Below are 19,276 nucleotides of genomic sequence, written 5' to 3' on the forward strand. Positions count from 1 at the left end.
TTCACAACAACGACGATCCAGTGGTCATCAACGGCCTCGACGTCAACGGCGGTGAACTGACCGTCTACGAGAAAAACCTCAGCGATGGCACCAGCCCCAACACGCCAGCGCTGACCCAAAACGGCACTTTCACCGTCAGCGCTCTGGATGGTTTGCAGACCCTCACGGTCGGTGGCATCGCCGTGATCACTAATGGTGTGGCCGCAGGCTTTCCGCAGTCGGTGATCACACCGCTGGGCAGCACCCTGACCATCACCGGGTTCAACGCGATCACGGGCGTGGTCAGTTACAGCTACACCCTGACCGACAACGAAGCGCATCCAACCGCCAACGGCGCCAACAGCCTCACCGAGAACTTCGACGTCGTCGCGACCGACACCGATGGCAGCACCGCCAGCGGCCAGATCAACGTCAACATCGTTGATGATTTGCCGACCGCGCATGCAGACGCGGCTTCGGTGGCGGAGGGCGGCACTGTCAGCGGCAATGTGCTCGACAATGACATCGGTGGCGCCGACGGCCCGGCCGTGACCGGCGCCGTGGTTGGCGTGCGCGCCGGTGCCGACACTTCGACATCGGCCATCGGCGGGCTCAATTCGCAGATCAACGGCACCTACGGTTACCTGACCCTCGATGCCAATGGCAACGCGGTCTATCAGAGCAATCCCAACGTGGTGAACGGTCCGGGCGCAGTGGACGTGTTCACCTACACCGTGCGCGATTCCGACGGCGATGAAAGCACCACGACGATCACCATCGACGTCTACAACAGCTGCCTGAAAGCGGTCAGCGACACTGACGTCACCGTCTACGAAAAAGCCCTCGACCTGAGCAAGGACGGCCAGGATCTGGCCGCTGGCACGGTGGTCGGCAGCGACCCGAACAGCACCGGCGAAACCGCGTCCGGCACACTGGTCGGCTCGGTCACCGGCGCGGTCGGAGCGATCACCTACACGCTGGTGGGCAGCGCCACCGGCAACCATGGGCAGATCGTCCTCAACCCCAACGGCACCTACACCTACACCCTGACTTCACCGGCCAGCACCACGCCGCACGCCGACGATGGCGCCAACACACTGACCGAAACCTTTACCTATCAGGCCAAGGATTCGCTGGGCAACATCGTCACCAGCAACATCGTTGTCAGCATCGTCGATGACGTGCCCAAAGCGATGAATGACAGCAACGCGACCCCGGCGTCGGAAAGCCTGCTGACGCTGACCGGCAACGTCCTTGACAACGATATCCAGGGCGCCGACCGCGTACCGACCGGCGCCAACGCCGGGCCGGTCACTGCCGGCACGTTCACCGGTACCTACGGCACCCTGGTGCTGAATGCCAACGGCACCTACACCTACACCCTCAACCCGAATGATGCCGACTTCAAGAACCTGCACGGCGGCGGTAATGGCACGGAGACGTTCACCTACACCCTGACCGATGCCGATGGCGACACCAGCACCGCCAATCTGGTGTTGAACATCCACAACAACGACGATCAGGTTTATCTCAACGGCCTCGACGTCAACGGCGGCGAACTCACCGTCTACGAGAAAAACCTCAGCGACGGCACCAGCCCCAACCCCGTTGCACTGACCCAGAGCGGCACTTTCACCGTCACCGCACTGGACGGTCTGCAAACCCTGACCGTCGGCGGCATCGCGGTGGTCAGCAACGGCGTGGCCGCAGGCTTCCCGCAATCGGCCGTAACGCCGTTGGGCAGTACGCTGACCATCACCGGGTTCAATGCGACCACGGGCGTGGTCAGCTACAGCTACACCCTCGTGGATAACGAAAGCCATCCGAACGGCAACGGCGCCAACAGCCTCACCGAGAACTTCGACGTGGTGGCGACCGACATTGATGGCAGCACCGCCAACGGTCAGATCAACGTCAACATCGTCGATGACTTGCCGACCGCCTACGCCGACACCGGGTCGGTGGCGGAGGGGGGGACGGTCAACGTCAGCGTGCTGGGCAATGACACCAGCGGTGCCGATGGCACTGCGACAGTGATCGGCGTGCGCGCCGGCAGCAACACCGGGACGTCGGCGATTGGCGGCCTCAACAGCAATATCAATGGCAACTTCGGTTACCTGACTCTCGATGCCGCCGGCAATGCCGTTTATCACAGCAATCCGAACTCGGTGAGCCCGCCGGGTGCCACCGACACGTTCACCTACACCATCCGCGACAGCGATGGCGACGAAAGCACCACGACGATCACCATCAACGTTGCCGACAGCAAACTCGTCGCCTCGGTCGATCAGGACGTGACGGTCTTCGAAAGAGCCCTCGACTTGAGCAAGGATGGTGCGGATCTTGCCCCCGGTACGGTCACCGGCAGCGATCCCAGCAACACCGGCGAAACCGCGACCGGTACGCTGGTCGGCGCGGTCACCGGTGGTACGGGCGCGATCACCTACACGCTGGTCGGCAGCGCCACCGGCACTTACGGCCAGATCCAGCTCAACGCCGACGGCACCTACACCTACACCTTGACCTCGGCGCCGAAAACCACGCCGAACGCCAACGATGGCGCCAACACGCTGAGCGAAAGCTTCACCTACAAAGCCACCGATGCGCTGGGCAACAGCACCACCAGCACCCTCGTCGTCAACATCGTCGACGACGTGCCGAAAGCAGTGGCGTCGGACCGCTCGGTGGCGGCGGTGGAAATCGATTCCAACCTGCTTATCGTCCTCGATATCTCCGGGAGTATGGCCGACGCCTCTGGCGTGCCAGGCCTGTCGCGGCTGGCCCTGGCCAAGCAGGCGATCAGCGCCTTGCTCGACAAGTACGACGACCTCGGCGATGTGAAGGTGCAACTGGTGACCTTCAGTAGCAGCGCCACCGACCGCACGTCGGTGTGGGTCGATGTCGCGACGGCGAAAACCATTCTCGCCGGCCTTACCGCTGGCGGCGGCACCAACTACGACGCCGCGGTGGCGATGTTGCAAACTGCGTTCAACACCTCGGGCAAACTCACCGGTGCGCAGAACGTCGGCTACTTCTTCTCGGACGGCAAACCCACCACCGGTCAGGACATCGGCACCAGCGATGAAGCTGCGCTGAAAAACTTCCTCGACGCCAACAACATCAAGAACTACGCGATTGGCCTGGGCAGCGGTGTGAGTAACGCCAACCTCGATCCACTGGCCTATGACGGCATCAGCCACACCAACACCAATGCGGTGGTGGTCACCGATCTCAACCAGCTCAACTCGGTACTGTCCGGCACCGTGGTCGGTGCACCGGTCACCGGTTCGCTGCTGGGCGAGGGCGGTACATTTGGTGCCGATGGCGGTTTCATCAAGTCCATCGTGATCGACGGCACCACCTACACCTACGATCCGAAAGCCCTCAGCGGCCAGGGTTCGCTGACGGCAACCGGCGGCGCCAACCACGGCACCTTCAACACCGTGAACAACACGGTGAGCATCGCCACCAACAACAGCGGCACGCTGGTGATCAACCTCGACACGGGCGACTACACCTACACTTCGCAGAAAACCACGGCGGTGGTGATCACCGAGAATATCGGCTTCACCGTCAGCGACAACGATGGCGACCTCGCCAGTTCGACCCTGACCGTGAAAGTGATTCCCAACGCGCCGCCCGTGGCGGTGGACGACCACGTCATCACCAACGTGCTGTCGAGCAATATTGTGGTGCCGGCCGACCTGCTGGTGGCCAACGACAGCGATCCGGACGGCGACAAGCTCAGCGCCACGCCCACCTCGTTCAACACCGGTTGGGTAGCGAAGGGCGCGGACTTCACCGGGACCGGCGCGATCACGTTCAACGGCAACAGCAACTCCGCCGCCAACCAGACCCTCGCCGATGTGCGCACGGCCTTCGCTGCCAACACCGCAGCGATGACTGCGGTGCTGGTGATCAGCGGCTACCTCGGCGCGGTGACCAACGCCAATGCCAACGATGAAGACCTGATCACCGTCAAACTGAAACAGGGCGAAACGCTGAACCTGGATCACAACCTGGCGGCTGGGCGCATCGCCATGGAATATTCGCTCAACGGCGGCGCGTTCGTTGCCATCGGCGACGGCGGCACCATCACCGCCGGCGCCGATGGCACCTACCGGATTCATGTCACCAACCTCACCAACACCGGCGGCGGCAACCCCAACGCGGCGGAAAACTATCAGCTGACCATGACGGTCAACTACGCCGGGGCCCACGATGTCACCCCGGACTTCCACGGCACTTACACCGCCAACGACAACCACGGCGGCAGCGACACTGCCAACGTGTCCATCACCTATCAGGACGGCCACACCCTGACCGGCACCGCCGGTGATGACCTCCTGGTGGCCGGTAGCGGCAACAACATCCTCAATGCCGGCGACGGCAACGATGTGCTCACTGCCGGTTCCGGCAACAACGAGATGCATGGCGGTGCCGGCAACGACTTGCTCTACAGCGGCCCGGGCAATGACCTGCTTGACGGCGGCACCGGCATCGACACCGCCAGCTACGCCAATGCCACCGCCGGCGTGACGGTCAACCTCGGCCTGCTCGCTGCACAAAACACCCTCGGCGCGGGAACGGACACCCTGACCGGTATCGAGAACCTCGTCGGCTCGAACTTCAACGACACCCTCACCGGCGACCACAATAACAACGTGATCAACGGCGGCCTGGGCAACGACATCCTCAACGGCGGCGGCGGTGATGACCTGCTGATCGGCGGTATGGGCAACAACACCCTGACGGGCGGGGCGGGGGCCGACACCTTCCAGTGGCTCAAGGGCAACAGCGGCCACGACCTGATCACCGACTTCACCCCCGGCACCGACAAGCTCGACCTGTCGCAACTGCTGCAAGGTGAAAACGGCAGCACGGCGTCGCTGGACGACTACCTGCACTTCACCGTCACCGGCAGCGGCGCCTCGGTGCTGACCAGCATCGACGTCAGCGCCATGGCCGGCGCCACACCGAACCAGACCATCGACCTGGCTGGCGTCAACCTCGCCAGCCATTACGGTGTAACGCCGGGGGCGGGTGGCGTGGTCGCTGGCGGGCACGACACGGCGACGATCATCAGCGGGATGTTGAATGATCATTCGTTGAAGGTGGATACGGTGTGATCAGGGCCTGAAACGACAAAACCCGCCGTCCCGGTTGATCGGGACGGCGGGTTTTTTACGCCGAATGCTGCCCCGGTTGCTCGGGGCGACGATTTTTTATATCAGCCGCCGCTGTAGGAGCTGCCGCTGGCGCGATCTTTTGATCTTGTTTCCTAAAATAAAAAGATCGTAGCCTTCGGCAGCTCCTGCAGGGTGTGTTTTGAAGCGGGTCATTCCAGATTATCCAGCGCCCGATTCTGCCGATCTGACAGAGGCTGTCACCGAAATGTTGCAACCCCATTGGGTAACCGATGTTGAGCAGGCAGCGGCTCTGACTCAGTACCGTCTAAGGCACCATGGCCAGGCCTGGACATTTGAAGGTCTACATATCGTTCCGGCGTTTACCCATGAATACCGTAACGCCATACCCGGACCACATTCTTCGCACTGCCAGGAGTCCCACCCCGGAAGTAAAGGCCAGCTGCTGTCAGGTCCATAAACCACTCTCATGGCCCCAAGAGCCTTGGTTACCGGGATCGATCCACTGACGCGGTTCATCCAGTTCACCGCGCTGTTAAAGTCCATGTATGCCCTGTAAATGTCCAGCTTGTAGATATTGATTACGTCCACATGGATCGAATGGGTGGTGAAGCTATCTTGAATGTAGATCCACGCAGTTCCCCATTTGAGTCCAATGATTACCCCGTTGGCATCAACGGATACCACGGCGGGATCGCTGGATCTGAAAGTGCGTTTGCCCACACCGTAAGAGGGGCTGAGTTGTTGCCAGTTTCCAGGCCACCGGGCACCCGTTTCGCTCCAGCCGGCGTACACCCTGTACCCTTCCAGAAGCCTGGGCGTGGTATCGATTTGCAAAGGGCGGCGAAGGATCACATTGCGGGCGGGGGAAGACAGGTTATTGCCATATTTTGCCCGGGCGACGATTGAATTAGAGGCGTCATGGTTCGGGATCGAAACGGAGCCGGACGCGTCCCCCGCACTGTTGGTGGAAACAGTCTGTTGCACCGCACCGTTCACCACTAATTCGATTTGCTCGTTGACGCTGCCTCGACAAGTAATGGTCAGGGTGGGGGAAATCGTTTCGGTGTTGTGAGGCACCTCCCCATGCGGTGCCTGCACTGCGGTAATGAGCGGTTGCAGCTCTACCAACGATGCAACCTTGTACGTTTGTATTGGAAACGGCAGAGGCTGTTGCCCGTAACCCAGAACCACCGAGAAAAAGATGCTGAGGTCGGTTTCGTTTTTCAGATCAAGGAACCAGTCGAGAAGTAATGCTGTTGTTGAGCCCTGTTCCGCTCCCGTCAGCTCGCCGTCAAGTGCTTGATGGCTGACTATCGCGCCGTTTTTGTGTGTGCCTTGAAGTTTTAGATACTTGGCTTGTCCCTGGGTTTGTCCCGGCCATGAAGCGACTTGCAGCATATTGGCCGCTGTCAGCTTTTTCACCTCCACGACCCCTGTAACCCCGCTGATGCGTGGCGTTGGTAGCCGAGAGTCTTCAGGTGCGATGGGCGCGATCTCGAAGTACGCAACCGGCGATGAAGCGATTCTTTTGCCGTTGCGCCTCAAGTTCCAGCGACATTCAACGGTTGTGTTCTGACGGGCAACAAGAAACCTGGTGTCCATCACCCAATGGGCGCGGTTGTTTTGGTTCAGTGTGATCAGCCCAAAGGAAGGGGCGCCGGTCGCAGCGTTCATTTCGATCAGTCTGGCCTGGTCCCCCGGGTTGCTCGCGGAGTATTCGACCCTGATGGTCCGGTCTCCACCCAGCGGGTCAATCGGCGGGGCGACGCCTACAAGCGTCGGAGGATTGAGCACGATGGCTTTCTCATCGCCAATCTTTAATTGCAGCAGGTCGGAAGCGACCGCGACCTCTCCCGGATTGGTGATTGCGCATTGCACCGTCAGCGGAGCGCTGGGATTAGGCTTGATGTATTTGCCCTGCACTGTGAAGACGATCGGCAACATCGGATCGGTGACGAGCTGCTGCAAAACGATTAAAGCTGCAACGCCGGCGTCGTCAGTGGTTTGCCATCGAAGTTCGACGACGGCGCCGGCTTTCAAGGGCCAGTAGTCGGCACATTGCACTGTTGCCATGGCGGTATCCACCGGCAATGTGTCGTTTTCCAGCGGCGAGACAGTCGGCGGGTTCAAACTGAAGGCTCCACCGGAGATGGTCACATCAGCCGGTTTCGAGAGCTGGGGCTTACCTGCTGTGGTCTTCGTGTAAGAGGCGCGTAAGTTCCCTCTGATCACGTTTTTTACCCGGTAGTTTTCAACTGAAAATTGCAGAGTCCTGACATTGGCCGTCAGTGTCCGGGTATAAGTGTGGCTGACCGGGTCGCCGCCTGCGGTGAAGCCTTCCAGTAAAAGCACGACCACATCATTCGTTTTGAATATGCCCGTAATCAGTATTTCCGCCGAGTCGCCCGAGAGCGCAGCGTGATTCACCACGTTATTGGAATCAGCCTGTAAAAAAATCGGTGCGGGCAGCAACACGACACCCGGTTTGAAAGGGATGATGAGCGCATCGGACCAGCCGCTGGAGTTTTCCACTACGTCGAACATTTGCGAGCGCACCACCAAGCTGTCGGTGGGCTTCAGAGTGGCGAGCATTTGCGGTGTCAGCTCAAAGACAATGTCACCCAATGCGATAACGGTGATCTCCAGGATCAGATGTCCGAAGGCAAGCGTCACCAGGTCACCGATGGATTGATTGAAGTACTCCGGCACGGTCACGAACAGCCCCTCGTCGATCACTGTTTGATCGACGAGGTTTTCCGAGGCTACAGGCAACTTGAGGCCTTGGTTAAATGGCTTGCCGCCGTCAGTGTCCGGTTCTCCGGGCGCCGGATGTTTGTAAAACAACGGAACAGCTTCCGATTCTTCCGGGGGGTTGCCGCTTATGCGCTGGACGCTGTACCAGAAGGGCTCCTTTCTGGTCTCAGGGAATCGGTCTTCCATGGCTTTGGCTGAGATATGGAAAGGGATGTTTTTGGCACCGTTGTCACTATCGAAATGCGCTTCGGTAACCGAGAATTCGGCGACAGGCGCATTTTTTGTTCCAATCCAAACCTTGATGTAGTCGCCTACGGCCATGTTCAAGTAGGGCAGGATGTAGGCCAGCAATCCATCAAGATCGCTTTTCACCATAGAGATGTTTACACCCAACGAACCGTCGCTTTGCTGTTTGAAACCAACGGGGTAGGGAGGGTCCACAGCCAGAATACCAATGCCACGCTCGCGTGGAAAAACAACGACTTGTTGATTGGGTGCGGGAGCGGCGTTTGTCATGGGTGTGTTCATCAGCGCGTATCTTCCATAGAAGTACCAGGCATTTCTGAATGCCGGCCCGGATATGGATGGATTAGAACGTCTGCGTTAGTGTCTGCCTACTGTCAGGTCTGACAGGTACGACCCTGTTTAAGACGAACGGCCAGGTCATGATTCATGGAAGGTGGACACTGTGTGACCGGAAGTCTGCAACGACAAACCCCGCCGTTCCTGTGTCAGACATGGCGGGGTTTTTGTTGTCTGTGTACGCATTCGCGAACAGGCTCAGGTGATGTTCATCACGCCGGCGGCAACTCCAGATCATCCAGCGCCCGATTCACCGGATTCTGCGTAGCTGTAGGTAGTGGCGCCAGGATGCGTAGCCTGAAAGGTATGTCTTGTGACTGCTTTTAAGCGCAACGGTTTAACGGCTGAAAGTGCTTCAAGGCTTGCGCAGGGTCTTCTGTCGCAAAATATAAACCGTCACCAACACCGCACTCGTCAACATGAACCCCCGCGCCCACGGCAGCGGCACCAGGTAACACGAAAACAGAATGCTCGCCCACATCAGCCCGATCGCATAGACCTTGCCCTTGAGCGGGATGCCGTTGCCGTCGAGGTAGTCGCGTATCCACGGTCCGAGTTTCGGGTGCTCGACCAGCCATTGATAGAAACGCGGAGAGCTGCGCGCGAAGCAGGCCGCTGCGAGCAAGAGAAAAGGGGTGGTGGGCAGCACCGGCAGGAAAATGCCGATGACCCCCAATGCCACGCTGAGCCAGCCGATGGCCAGCAGCACGTAGCGCAACATCAGGGGACGGTTGCCTATGGGGTTGTCCATAGGCCGGGTCTTAGTGGTGACGTGGCTTGAGGATCGCCGGTTTTTCGTCGGGCGCCTGGCACAGCAGGTACAACGCGGTCAGGGCTTCCGGGATCTGCACGATCATGTCGTCCATCAGGTTGGCGTCCTTGGCGATGTCTTCGAATTCCGGCTGTTCGTCGAACAGACCCGAACCGACCATGATCGGCAGGAGCATTTCGCTGACTTCTTCTTCGGCGGTCTCGAACCAGGCGGCTTCACGCAGGAACACGCCTTCCATGAACCCGATGCACCAGCCGCGCAGTTCGGAGTCATCCGGATCGTCACCGAGGTCCAGTTCGCACGGCAGCTCGAACTCCTCGTCGGACGCCAGTTGGCGGGCGATGTGTGCCTTGAGGCCGATCAGCGTGGCTTCGATCTCGGCACGCTGGGCGTCGCTGCTGTAATGCGGCTCTTCGGCGAACAGGGCGTCGATCCACTCACGATCCGGCACGATGTCCGAGCAGATCGACAACGCGGTCAGGTAACCGTGGGCGGCCACGTAATCCAGCGCCTCTTCGTGCAGCTCGTCGGCGTCGAGAAAGACTTGCAGGCGGGTTAGTTGCTCAGCGAAGGACATTACGGGGCTACCTTGGGGGAATAAACAATGCGGGAATTCTAGGCCTTCTTGAGCGCTCAAGCCAGCCGCACGGCAGATTTGCCGCAATTACAGGATCGCATGAATAACCCTGTGAGGCGGCGTGAGGCCAATTACAGTACGTGTCTTATCAGCGGCACCCTGCGCATGGAAGCCCTCGGGTATACTGCCCCGTTTTGCGATCCCTGCCCGTATTGCGGCTGTCATGCAATGCGTTCTTACGATTCTGCGGTGCAGCTTTGCCCGTGATGAACCAGCCTTGCAGGGATGTTTCGGTAGATTTTTGGAGTTTTTATGCTCGAACAGGCTCAACGCGTCCTCAAGGACATCTTCGGCTACGACAGTTTCCGTGGCCGTCAGGGTGCAATCATTGAGCGCGTGGCCAGCGGCGGTGATGCGCTGGTGCTGATGCCTACCGGTGGCGGCAAGTCCCTGTGCTTTCAGGTGCCGGCGCTGTTGCGCGACGGCCTGGCGGTGGTGGTTTCGCCGCTGATCGCTTTGATGGACGATCAGGTCGCCACCCTCGAGGAGCTGGGTGTTGCCGCCGCTGCGCTGAACTCCACGCTGAGCGCCGAGCAGCAGCGCGACCTCGCGGCGCGGATCAAGCGCGGCGAGGTGAAAATGCTCTATCTGGCGCCCGAGCGCCTGGTGCAGCCGCGCATGCTGTCGTTCCTGCAAGGCTTGAACATCGCCCTGTTCGCCATCGACGAAGCGCACTGTGTGTCGCAATGGGGCCACGATTTCCGCCCGGAATACCTGCAACTGGGCCAACTGGCGGAAATGTTCCCGGACGTGCCGCGCATCGCCCTGACCGCCACTGCTGACAAACGCACCCGCGAAGAAATCGTCACCCGCCTGCATTTGCAGAACGCCGAGCGCTTCCTGTCGAGCTTCGACCGCCCCAACATCTTTTATCGCATCGTGCCCAAGGAACAGCCGCGCAAGCAGTTGCTGGCGTTCCTCGCCGAGCGGCGCAGCGATGCCGGCATCGTTTATTGCCTGTCGCGCAAGAAGGTCGAGGAGGTTGCCGCATTCCTCAGCGAGCAGGGCTTTCCGGCGCTGCCGTATCACGCGGGTTTGCCCAACGACCTGCGCGCCTATCACCAGAAGCGCTTCCTCAACGAGGAAGGCCTGATCATGGTCGCCACCGTCGCGTTCGGCATGGGCATCGACAAGCCCAACGTGCGTTTCGTCGCACACCTCGACCTGCCAAAATCCCTCGAAGCGTATTACCAGGAAACCGGGCGCGGTGGCCGTGACGGTCTGCCGGCGGATGCGTGGATGGCCTACGGTCTGCAAGACGTGGTGATGCTCAAGCAGATGTTGCAGAACTCCGAAGGCGACGAGCGCCACAAGCGTCTGGAGCAGCACAAGCTCGACGCGATGCTCTCGCTGTGCGAAGAAACCCGCTGCCGTCGTCAGACCCTGCTGGCTTACTTCGATGAAGACATGCCCGAGCCGTGCGGGCACTGCGACAACTGCGTCGATGGCGTGCAGACCTGGGATGCCACCGAGCCTGCGCGCCAGGCGCTGTCGGCGATCTTCCGCACCGGTCAGCGCTATGGCGTTGGTCACCTGGTCGACGTATTGCTCGGCAAGGACAACGAAAAAGTCCGCAGCTTTGGTCATCAGCATCTTTCGGTGTTTGGTGTCGGCAAGGCCCTGAGCGAAAGCGAATGGCGCTCGCTGTTCCGTCAGTTGGTGGCGCGGGGGCTGGCGGATGTCGACCACGAAGGCTACGGCGGCCTGCGCCTGAGCGACACCTGCCGGCCGCTGCTCAAAGGCGAAGTGACCCTGGAGCTGCGCCGCGACCTCAAACCGCAAGTCACCGCCAAGAGCGGCAGCAAGAGCCAGGCCAGTCAATTGGTGCGTGGCGAAGAGCGCGAGCAGTGGGAAGCCCTGCGCGCCTTGCGCCGCAAACTCGCCGAAGAACATGGCGTGCCGCCCTACGTCATCTTCCCCGACTCGACGTTGCTGGAAATGCTCCGCAGCCAGCCGACTTCGCTGGCGGAAATGGCCCGGGTCAGCGGTGTCGGTGCGCGCAAGCTGGAGCGCTATGGCGAGGCCTTCCTCGAAGTGCTCGGCGGCGAAGCCGAGACGCCGAAGGTGGTGGCCGATGTGCGCCACGAACTGATCACCCTGGCTCGCGCCGGCATGACCCCATTGCAGATCGCCGGGCAGTTGCAATGCTCGGAAAAGAACGTCTATACCATGCTCGCCGAGGCCATCGGCAAGCAGCAATTGTCCCTCGAACAGGCGCTGGACTTGCCTGAAGATCTGATGGGCGAGGTGCAGGACGCGTTTCTCGATGGTGAAAGTGAGCTGCCGTCGGTCGCCGAAGTGGCGGAGCTGTTCGCCGGGCGTGTGCCGGAAGGCGTCCTTTACTGCGTGCGGGCTGCGCTGCAATCGGAATTCGAGATGTGAGAGGGCTTTTGCGCCAAGCCCCATACAGTTGTAACGATTCAGTACAGAGCGACCCTTGCCTATAACTGCAGCTCATGCTTAGCTGGCTAATAATTAGATTTTCTTTGTTTTCAGTCTGACCGTGAGTGTTTTATGCCGTTAACCGATCAACACCGCTTTGGCATGCAACTGGCCCAGATGTCCCGTGGCTGGCGTGCCGAACTGGATCGTCGGCTGGCCGGCCTGGGCTTGTCCCAGGCGCGCTGGCTGGTGCTGCTGCATCTGGCGCGTTTTGAAGAGGCGCCGACCCAGCGTGAGCTGGCGCAAAGCGTCGGCGTCGAGGGCCCGACCCTCGCGCGGTTGCTCGATAGTCTGGAAGGCCAGGGCCTGGTGCAACGCCAGTCCGTGATGGAAGACCGTCGGGCGAAAAAAATCGTCCTGTGTGCACCGGCCCTGCCGCTGATCGAACAAATTGAAACCATTGCCACACAATTGCGCCACGAACTGTTCGAAGGCGTCGACGAGGCGGATTTAAAGGTGTGCATGCGCGTTCACGGACACATTCTGGGCAATCTGGAAAAATCTTGAGGCACAACCCCGTGCCGTTTTTTTGAGAGATTGTGCTGAGCCGTCTATAAGAACTACTGGGCAATATCGTGTTCGTACCGGATGTGCGGACGCATAGAAGTCGGTTTTGCTTATTTAAGGGATGCTCATGCTCGCAAGTCGGCACGTGGTAGTGCGCAGCGGCGCCAAATGGCTGCTGGTCGCTGGTCTGTTCAGCTATTCGACCTGGTCGATGGCTTTGGGGCTGGGTGATATTACCGTTCATTCAGCCCTCAACCAGCCGCTCAAGGCCGACATCGCGTTGGTGGATGTCGGCGGTCTGACGCCACAGGATCTCTCGGTGAGCCTGGCCACGGCGGACGAATTCGGCCAGGCCGGGGTCGAACGGGTCTTCTTCCTCAATGACCTCAAGTTCACGCCGATCCTGCGTGGTAACCGGCAGATGATCCGGGTGACCTCCGGCAAAGCTGTCGACGAACCCTTCCTGAATTTCCTTGTGCAACTCAACCAGCCCAATGGCCGCCTGCTGCGCGAATACACCGTGCTGATCGATCCGCCGGGCTCACCGGGCATTGTGCCGGCCACCGATGAGCCCGATCCACTAGCGCAGTCTTCGGAATTTCCTGCGGTCGAACCGGCTGCGGCGCCGCCACAGGCAGCCCAGGGCAAGCGCCAGACCGCGCCGGCGCAATCCGCGCCGACGGTCTCGACCAACGACGCGCTCAGCGAGCAATTGGCAGCCAGCGTGTTGCAGGCCCGGCAACTGCAAAAAACCGTCGACGAACTGAACGCCAGGGTGCAGGCGCAGGATGTGCAAATCGCTGATGGCAAGTCCGAGGTTGCCAAATTGCAGGCCCTTCTGGCCGCGTTGCCGAAACCACCGCCACCTTCGCCCGTGGTGACCCCGGCACCGGCACCGGCCCCGGTGGCTGAGCCGGTGCAGCCTGCGGAGGACGGCTTGAACTGGCCTCTGCTGGGTGGGTTGTTGCTGCTTCTGGGGGCTTTGGGTGCGCTGTTTGTTCGCCGCCGGCAGCAACACCAGGCTCAAGGGGACGAACCGCTGCCAGTGTTGCCACTGCGCGATGAAAGCGAGGTGGATGAAAACGAAAATCCTGAGTCCGTCAGGGTTCACGCCGCGACCGATCATCGTGAAGAGCCAACGGGCGGCGACGTACTGGAAGCCGTGGGGATCTATCTGGCCTACGGCCGCCTCGCCGAAGCCGCCGGGCTGTTGCGCGAAGCCATGCACAAAGAGCCGGAACGCCGGGATCTGCCGCTGCAACTACTCGAAGTGCTCGGCCGTCAGGGCGATAACGCCGCCTATGAAGAACAGGAAATCCACCTGCGCCACCTCGGTGTGGACGAACAACAGTTGCAGGATGTCCGCAGCCGTCATCCGAAATTGCACGGTTCGACGCCATTGGCGGAGGCAGTCGTACCGCTGCCCGGCGTTGTTGCCCCGGCAGTGGTTGCAACTCCCGAACCTGAAGTGCCGGAGGATGATTTCGAGTTGAACCTCGGCGCGCTGTCGATGGATTCCAGCTGGGATCTGGAAGACAGTCGCCCACCCCCGGTGCAGCCGGCGTCGGGCCAGCCGGGTCTCGGATCAAGCCTGCAGGTTCTGCCGCAGGATTTCGAATTGCCTGAGACGGTCGCCAGTGAAGAGTCGGAACTTGAGTGGATTCCCGAGCCGGAGGCACAGCCGCTGGATGACGATTTTCTCAATGAGTTTGCTGATTCGGAGCCATCGTTGGGGCTGGAACCTCTGGAGCTGCCATTGTCCGAACCGGCTGAGCCTACCGCTTCACTGAAGCTCGAACAGGCGCAGACTTGCATCGACGACGGCGACCTCGACAGCGCGATTGCCTTGCTCAATGAATTGCTCAAGGAAGGCGATGAACCTTTGAAGCAAACGGCGCGGACGTTGTTGACGGGGATTCGTTGATTTTTCAGCCGTAACCGATGGGTTGAAGGGAGAAACGCCTCAGCGAGCAAGAGCGCTCCCTCGTGGGAATGCACCCCGACAGTGGGAGCGGGCTTGCTCGCGAAGGCGCCAGCCCCGACAACATCAATCAAAAGGTCTGGCCGAGGTTCAGATACACCGCCTGCTCATTTGCGTCGTTCAACCCGTAACTGAAATTCAATGGCCCCAACGGCGTATCAAAACCGATGAACACGCTCGCTGCATTGATGTAGCCGCTGTCGAATTCATTGTCGTTGTTCCATGCCCGCCCGCGTTCCAGCGAGGCCCCGGCGTACAGCGGGAAGTCCAGCGGCAGGTACGAGCGCGGCGTCAGGCGCCGGTAATACACGGCGCGCAGCAGGCTGATGTTCTGTCCGGAAATCGAATCTTCGCGAAACCCCGACAACTGGCGTGCACCGCCCAGCAGGAAGCTGGAGGTCACTACGTTGGTGTCGTCGAGAGTACGACCATAGCGTCCGCCAAGAATCAGCGTGTCCGGCCCGTGGCTCAGGGCTTTGTCCAGTTTGAATTCCCACTGTCGATAGCGGTTGTCGGAGCCCAGGCTCGGCTCGAATTGCAGCAGGGTCAGACTGATGTCCTTGCCCTCGTGGGGGAAGTAGACGTTGTCCAGCGAGTCATAGGAATACCTCAACGAATAGAAACCTTCGTTGAAACTCTCGCCAGGCAGGTCCTGGTCGCCAATGCGCACGTCGGCCTTGCCCCAGGCTTCGCCGACGCCGAAACGCACTTCACCATTGTTGCCGATCTGCCGACCGACATTCAGGGCCATCCCATAACGCTCGACGCGGTACTGGGCAATCGGATCGTTGTCGAGCACGGCATCGACGTTTTGCGCTTCGAACACCACCGAAGGCGCGATGAAGTAGCGTGAGCCGACATCCAGGGGCTGATAGAACTCGCTGTAGAGCTCCTGTTTGTCACCAATCTGCGCCCGGGTCAGCCATTCCGCGCCGAGGCGGTTGATGCCGTTGATGCGGTAACTGGCGCCAAGGTTGAAAGCGCTGTCGCCGCGCATGTCATCGGACAGGTTCAACCCGACGCGCAAGTAATCGGTGCCGCTGCGTTTGCCCCGGGCGCTGATGACCAAGGTGTGGTTATCGCCTTTGTGTGCCACGCGATATTGCACCTGCTCGAAATAGTCGAGCCCGTACAACGTGCCCATGTCCGAGTGCAGACGGCCCAGGTCGAGCGGCTCGCCCACGTGCTGGCGGATGTAATAGCGGATCACATCGTCGTCGACTTTCGAGTTGTTCTCGATCCTGATCGCGGTGATGATCGGCGTGCGCTGGCCCGGCGAGCGTGCGGCGTCGAGTTCGGCGTCGCGCGATTCCGTGGGTTTGAGCACGGCGAGTCGCGCGTCGAGGACTCGCGTTGCGCGATAACCAGCGTCGATCATCTCTTGAGCCTTGCCGAAATCAGTGACGCCGAACGCCGCCAGCGCCGGCTGGATCAGCACGTCTGAGGGTTTCAGCGCCGCCAGTTGTTCTTCGGAGTTGCTCCGGGTCATCAGGGTGATCGACTGGTTCAGCACATCGACCACGGTGGTCAGTTGCTTGCGGTTGCGCAGCGGGGTGCCGATGTCGACAACGATGGCCACGTCGACGCCCATTTCCCGGGCGACATCCAGCGGAATGTTGTCAGTCATGCCGCCGTCCACCAGTAGCCGGCCATCGAGTTCGACCGGGGCGAACACCGCCGGGATCGACATGCTGGCGCGAATCACCTGGGGCAGGTGGCCTTTGCGGAACACCACTTTTTCGCCGTTGGCGATGTCGGTGGCCACGGCGCGGAACGGGATCGGCAGTTTGTCGAAATCGCGCGTGTCGCTGGTGTGGGCCAACAGGCTTTCCAGCATCAGCGCGAGGTTCTGACCCTGGATCACACCCAGTGGCAGACCGAGGCTGCCGTCGTCGCGGAAGCTTAGTTGCTGTTTCACCAGAAAGTCACGGTCATCCTGCTTGCGCCGGAACGGCACGTCTTCGCGCGGCGGGGCGTCAGACAGCGCCTGTTGCCAGTCGATGTTCAGCGCGAGTTTTTCCAGCTCGTCGATCTTGTAGCCCGAGGCGTACAACCCGCCGACCACCGCACCCATGCTGGTGCCGGCAATCGCATCGATCTTGATGCCTTGTTCTTCCAGTGCCTTGAGCACGCCGATGTGCGCCAGTCCGCGAGCAGCGCCGCCGGACAGCACCAGGCCGACTTTTGGCCGCACGGCCTCACTGGCATCAACGCCGGCATCGGCGAACAGGGGGAGCAATCCAAGCAGCAGGCAGAACAGCAGACGGCGCATTGTGAGTCTCGGGGCGAGCGATAAAGCCGGCTATTATAGCGGCGCCCTCTGTCTCAGGAGTTTCAGTGAACATGACTGTCGCAAAAGCAGAAGTAGTCATCACCTATTGCACCCAATGCCAGTGGTTGCTCCGTGCCGCATGGCTGGCGCAGGAACTGCTCAGCACCTTCGGCGACGACCTCGGCAAAGTGTCACTGGTGCCGGGCACCGGCGGCGTGTTTCAGATTACTTGCGACGATGTGCAGATCTGGGAGCGCAAGGCCGATGGCGGTTTTCCCGAGGCCAAGGTGCTCAAGCAACGGGTGCGCGACCGGATCGACCCTGACCGCGACCTCGGTCATAACGACCGCACTCAGTGAGACGCGGCCTCGGCGGCGACGGCTTTCTTGTCGACGCTGCCGGACATTCGCGCCGAGACCGCGATGGCGACAATGATCAGCGCGCCGCCCATCAACATGCGCGGGGTCGGATTTTCGTTGAACAGTAGCCAGGCCACGGTAATGCCGTAAACCGGCTCCATGGCAAACACCACTGCCGCCGTGCGCGCCTTGATCACCGCCAGACTGGCCACGAACAGACTGTGCGCGACGCCGGTGCAGAACACGCCGAGCAGGGCGATCCACAACCAGTCCAGTGCGCGCACCTCGCTCAATTGCGGCGCTGCAACCGGCAGCAGACACAGCGCCACCACCACGTTCTGACACAGCGCCGCCTGCACCGCCGGGATGCGCCCGGAGCTGGCGCGATTGGTCAGTGACAGCAGGGAAAACAACAGGCCCGACAGCACCGACCAGAGCAGGCCGACGGTGGCACCACTGCCGAGGTCGAACGCTGGCGTCACCAGCACCAGACCGACGCTGACCAACGCCACCAGCACAATCTCATTGGCGCGAATGCGCTCGCGGAAGATCAGCCCTTCGAGAATCACCGTGAACGCCGGGAAACTGGCAAAACCCAATGTGGCGATGGCGACGCCGGCGATCTTCACCGACATGAAAAAACTCACCCAGTGCCCGGCCAACAAGACGCCGCCCAGGACCAGACGCCGCCAGTCCATGGCCTGGAGTTTCTGCCAGGCGTTCTGGCTGGAAAAACGGGCAAAGAAGGCCAGGGCGAGCACGGCAAACGCCGCGCGCCCAAACACGATCACGGCAGGGGAGGCCGCGGCCAGTTTGCCGAACACGCCGGTCAGGCCGAACATCAAAGCGCCGATATGCAGAGCGCCGAGGGCGGTACGCGGAGTCATTGCAATCCTTAATCCAGACACGATTTTTGTGGTTGATCGTCAGCGAGGAAACGATCGGATCGCAGCTTTCGACGGCTGCTCCTGCCCATTGAAGCGCGTTGGAGCGATAAAGTCTGTCGGCAGGCTATCGTCTGTTGTCGCGGGAATCGCGCCGCAGCTGACCGGGCGATGAGCCGAACTCGCGCAGGACGGCGGCTGAAAAGGCACTTTGCGAACTGTAACCGACGCGACAGGCGATCTCGCCGACGGGCAGGGCTGTCTCGCGCAACAGGCTGACAGCCTTGTGCAGACGCCGGCTGCGGATGTATTCCATCGGCGTCTGTCCGCATTCGGCCATGAACCGGGCGTGCAGGCGAGCGCTGGACAGGCCGGCAATCCGGGCCAGATCGGCGACTTGCAACGGATACGCAGCGTACTGGTCGATGTGCGCATCCAGTGCGGCGTAAGGCAGGCGGCGGGCCACGAGTTCAGCGGGTCGGGCGTGATTGAGGCTGGCCAGCAGCAGCACCGCGCCTTGCTGGGCAATCACCGGATCGCTGACCGGGCTGTTCGCCAGCCAACTGACCAATTGGCTTTGCCCCGCGTCGAGGGACAAGCGCGCCGGTTGGTCGAGCAGGCGGCGACTGGCGTCGGCATGGTTGCCGAGGGCGTCGCGCAGCCATTGCTCGTCAGGGATGTCCATGACCAGACAACGACTGCCGTCAGGACTGCCGCAGGCGTGATGCGCGCCGCTGGGAACGACCACGAAACTTTGCTGGCGCACCTGACTGCCACGACCCTCGACCTCGAAATCCAGCGCGCCGGACAAGCCGAACACCAATTGTGCGTGGTCGTGGCTGTGGACGATCAGGTCGTGGGTGTACTGACGCAGGCTGAAAATCGGACGCATGGCAGAGTCTCCGGGCAGGCCGCCAGTCTACACCGCCGCGCCCGGTCTGCGCTGTCACAGGACTG

11 protein-coding genes are annotated in these 19,276 nt (G+C 61.0%); 5 read left to right on the forward strand and 6 right to left on the reverse strand.

Going from position 1 to position 19,276, the window contains the following annotated elements; genetic code table 11:
• Positions 1 to 5,108: beta strand repeat-containing protein (locus AACY19_RS25720; RefSeq protein WP_339454351.1), on the forward strand; the 5,108-nt coding region annotated here is incomplete at its 5' end.
• A 315-nt stretch (positions 5,109 to 5,423) separates the two neighbouring features.
• Here AACY19_RS25720 and AACY19_RS25725 read toward each other — a convergent pair.
• The 3 genes from AACY19_RS25725 to AACY19_RS25735 form a co-directional block, all read right to left on the reverse strand.
• Entirely contained in the window at positions 5,424 to 8,411 is a 2,988-nt protein-coding gene (locus AACY19_RS25725; RefSeq protein WP_339454352.1) for a hypothetical protein, read from the reverse strand.
• 409 nt (positions 8,412 to 8,820) lie between these two features.
• Positions 8,821 to 9,216: a YbaN family protein gene (locus AACY19_RS25730; RefSeq protein ID WP_339454353.1), complete on the reverse strand. Its 396-nt coding sequence runs from the start codon at positions 9,214 to 9,216 to the stop codon at positions 8,821 to 8,823.
• Positions 9,217 to 9,226: 10 nt separating this feature from the next.
• Complete coding sequence (locus AACY19_RS25735; RefSeq protein ID WP_339454354.1) at positions 9,227 to 9,814, reverse strand: YecA family protein; 588 nt, start codon at positions 9,812 to 9,814, stop codon at positions 9,227 to 9,229.
• 312 nt (positions 9,815 to 10,126) lie between these two features.
• Between AACY19_RS25735 and recQ the strand changes: the two genes are divergently transcribed.
• From recQ to AACY19_RS25750, 3 genes are all read left to right on the forward strand, one after another.
• Positions 10,127 to 12,256 (forward strand): DNA helicase RecQ, encoded by a 2,130-nt coding sequence (gene recQ / locus AACY19_RS25740; RefSeq protein WP_339454355.1) that lies wholly within the window; start codon positions 10,127 to 10,129, stop codon positions 12,254 to 12,256.
• Between the two features lie 132 nt (positions 12,257 to 12,388).
• Positions 12,389 to 12,823, forward strand: coding sequence for a MarR family transcriptional regulator (locus tag AACY19_RS25745; RefSeq protein ID WP_339454356.1), 435 nt, complete (start codon positions 12,389 to 12,391; stop codon positions 12,821 to 12,823).
• 127 nt (positions 12,824 to 12,950) lie between these two features.
• Positions 12,951 to 14,747, forward strand: a complete 1,797-nt coding sequence (locus tag AACY19_RS25750) for a FimV/HubP family polar landmark protein (protein ID WP_339454357.1) — start codon at positions 12,951 to 12,953, stop codon at positions 14,745 to 14,747.
• A 127-nt stretch (positions 14,748 to 14,874) separates the two neighbouring features.
• On the opposite strand, the gene AACY19_RS25755 is transcribed toward AACY19_RS25750, so the two are convergent.
• Positions 14,875 to 17,076, reverse strand: coding sequence for a patatin-like phospholipase family protein (locus AACY19_RS25755; protein ID WP_339454358.1), 2,202 nt, complete (start codon positions 17,074 to 17,076; stop codon positions 14,875 to 14,877).
• 71 nt (positions 17,077 to 17,147) lie between these two features.
• On the opposite strand from AACY19_RS25755, the gene AACY19_RS25760 reads away from it, so the two are divergent.
• On the forward strand, positions 17,148 to 17,435 hold the full coding sequence (locus AACY19_RS25760) for a SelT/SelW/SelH family protein (protein ID WP_339454359.1): 288 nt from the start codon (positions 17,148 to 17,150) through the stop codon (positions 17,433 to 17,435).
• Here the strand turns inward: AACY19_RS25760 and AACY19_RS25765 are convergent.
• Both AACY19_RS25765 and AACY19_RS25770 read right to left on the reverse strand, forming a co-directional pair.
• Positions 17,429 to 18,322, reverse strand: coding sequence for a DMT family transporter (locus AACY19_RS25765; RefSeq protein ID WP_339454360.1), 894 nt, complete (start codon positions 18,320 to 18,322; stop codon positions 17,429 to 17,431). The two genes, AACY19_RS25760 and AACY19_RS25765, sit on opposite strands and share 7 nt — an antisense overlap.
• Before the next feature lie 124 nt (positions 18,323 to 18,446).
• Complete coding sequence (locus AACY19_RS25770) at positions 18,447 to 19,211, reverse strand: AraC family transcriptional regulator (RefSeq protein WP_339454361.1); 765 nt, start codon at positions 19,209 to 19,211, stop codon at positions 18,447 to 18,449.
• Positions 19,212 to 19,276 lie beyond the last annotated feature (65 nt).

Source organism: Pseudomonas sp. EA_5y_Pfl2_R50 (assembly GCF_963970475.1).
Lineage (GTDB): Bacteria > Pseudomonadota > Gammaproteobacteria > Pseudomonadales > Pseudomonadaceae > Aquipseudomonas.

Excerpts from the sequence above, each read along its gene's own strand:
- AACY19_RS25725 (WP_339454352.1), bottom strand. The coding sequence starts at position 8,411 with ATGAACACACCCATGACAAACGCCGCTCCCGCACCCAATCAACAAGTC.
- AACY19_RS25730 (WP_339454353.1), bottom strand. The coding sequence starts at position 9,216 with ATGGACAACCCCATAGGCAACCGTCCCCTGATGTTGCGCTACGTGCTG.
- AACY19_RS25735 (WP_339454354.1), bottom strand. The coding sequence starts at position 9,814 with ATGTCCTTCGCTGAGCAACTAACCCGCCTGCAAGTCTTTCTCGACGCC.
- recQ (WP_339454355.1), top strand. The coding sequence starts at position 10,127 with ATGCTCGAACAGGCTCAACGCGTCCTCAAGGACATCTTCGGCTACGAC.
- AACY19_RS25745 (WP_339454356.1), top strand. The coding sequence starts at position 12,389 with ATGCCGTTAACCGATCAACACCGCTTTGGCATGCAACTGGCCCAGATG.
- AACY19_RS25750 (WP_339454357.1), top strand. The coding sequence starts at position 12,951 with ATGCTCGCAAGTCGGCACGTGGTAGTGCGCAGCGGCGCCAAATGGCTG.
- AACY19_RS25755 (WP_339454358.1), bottom strand. The coding sequence starts at position 17,076 with ATGCGCCGTCTGCTGTTCTGCCTGCTGCTTGGATTGCTCCCCCTGTTC.
- AACY19_RS25760 (WP_339454359.1), top strand. The coding sequence starts at position 17,148 with ATGACTGTCGCAAAAGCAGAAGTAGTCATCACCTATTGCACCCAATGC.
- AACY19_RS25765 (WP_339454360.1), bottom strand. The coding sequence starts at position 18,322 with ATGACTCCGCGTACCGCCCTCGGCGCTCTGCATATCGGCGCTTTGATG.
- AACY19_RS25770 (WP_339454361.1), bottom strand. The coding sequence starts at position 19,211 with ATGCGTCCGATTTTCAGCCTGCGTCAGTACACCCACGACCTGATCGTC.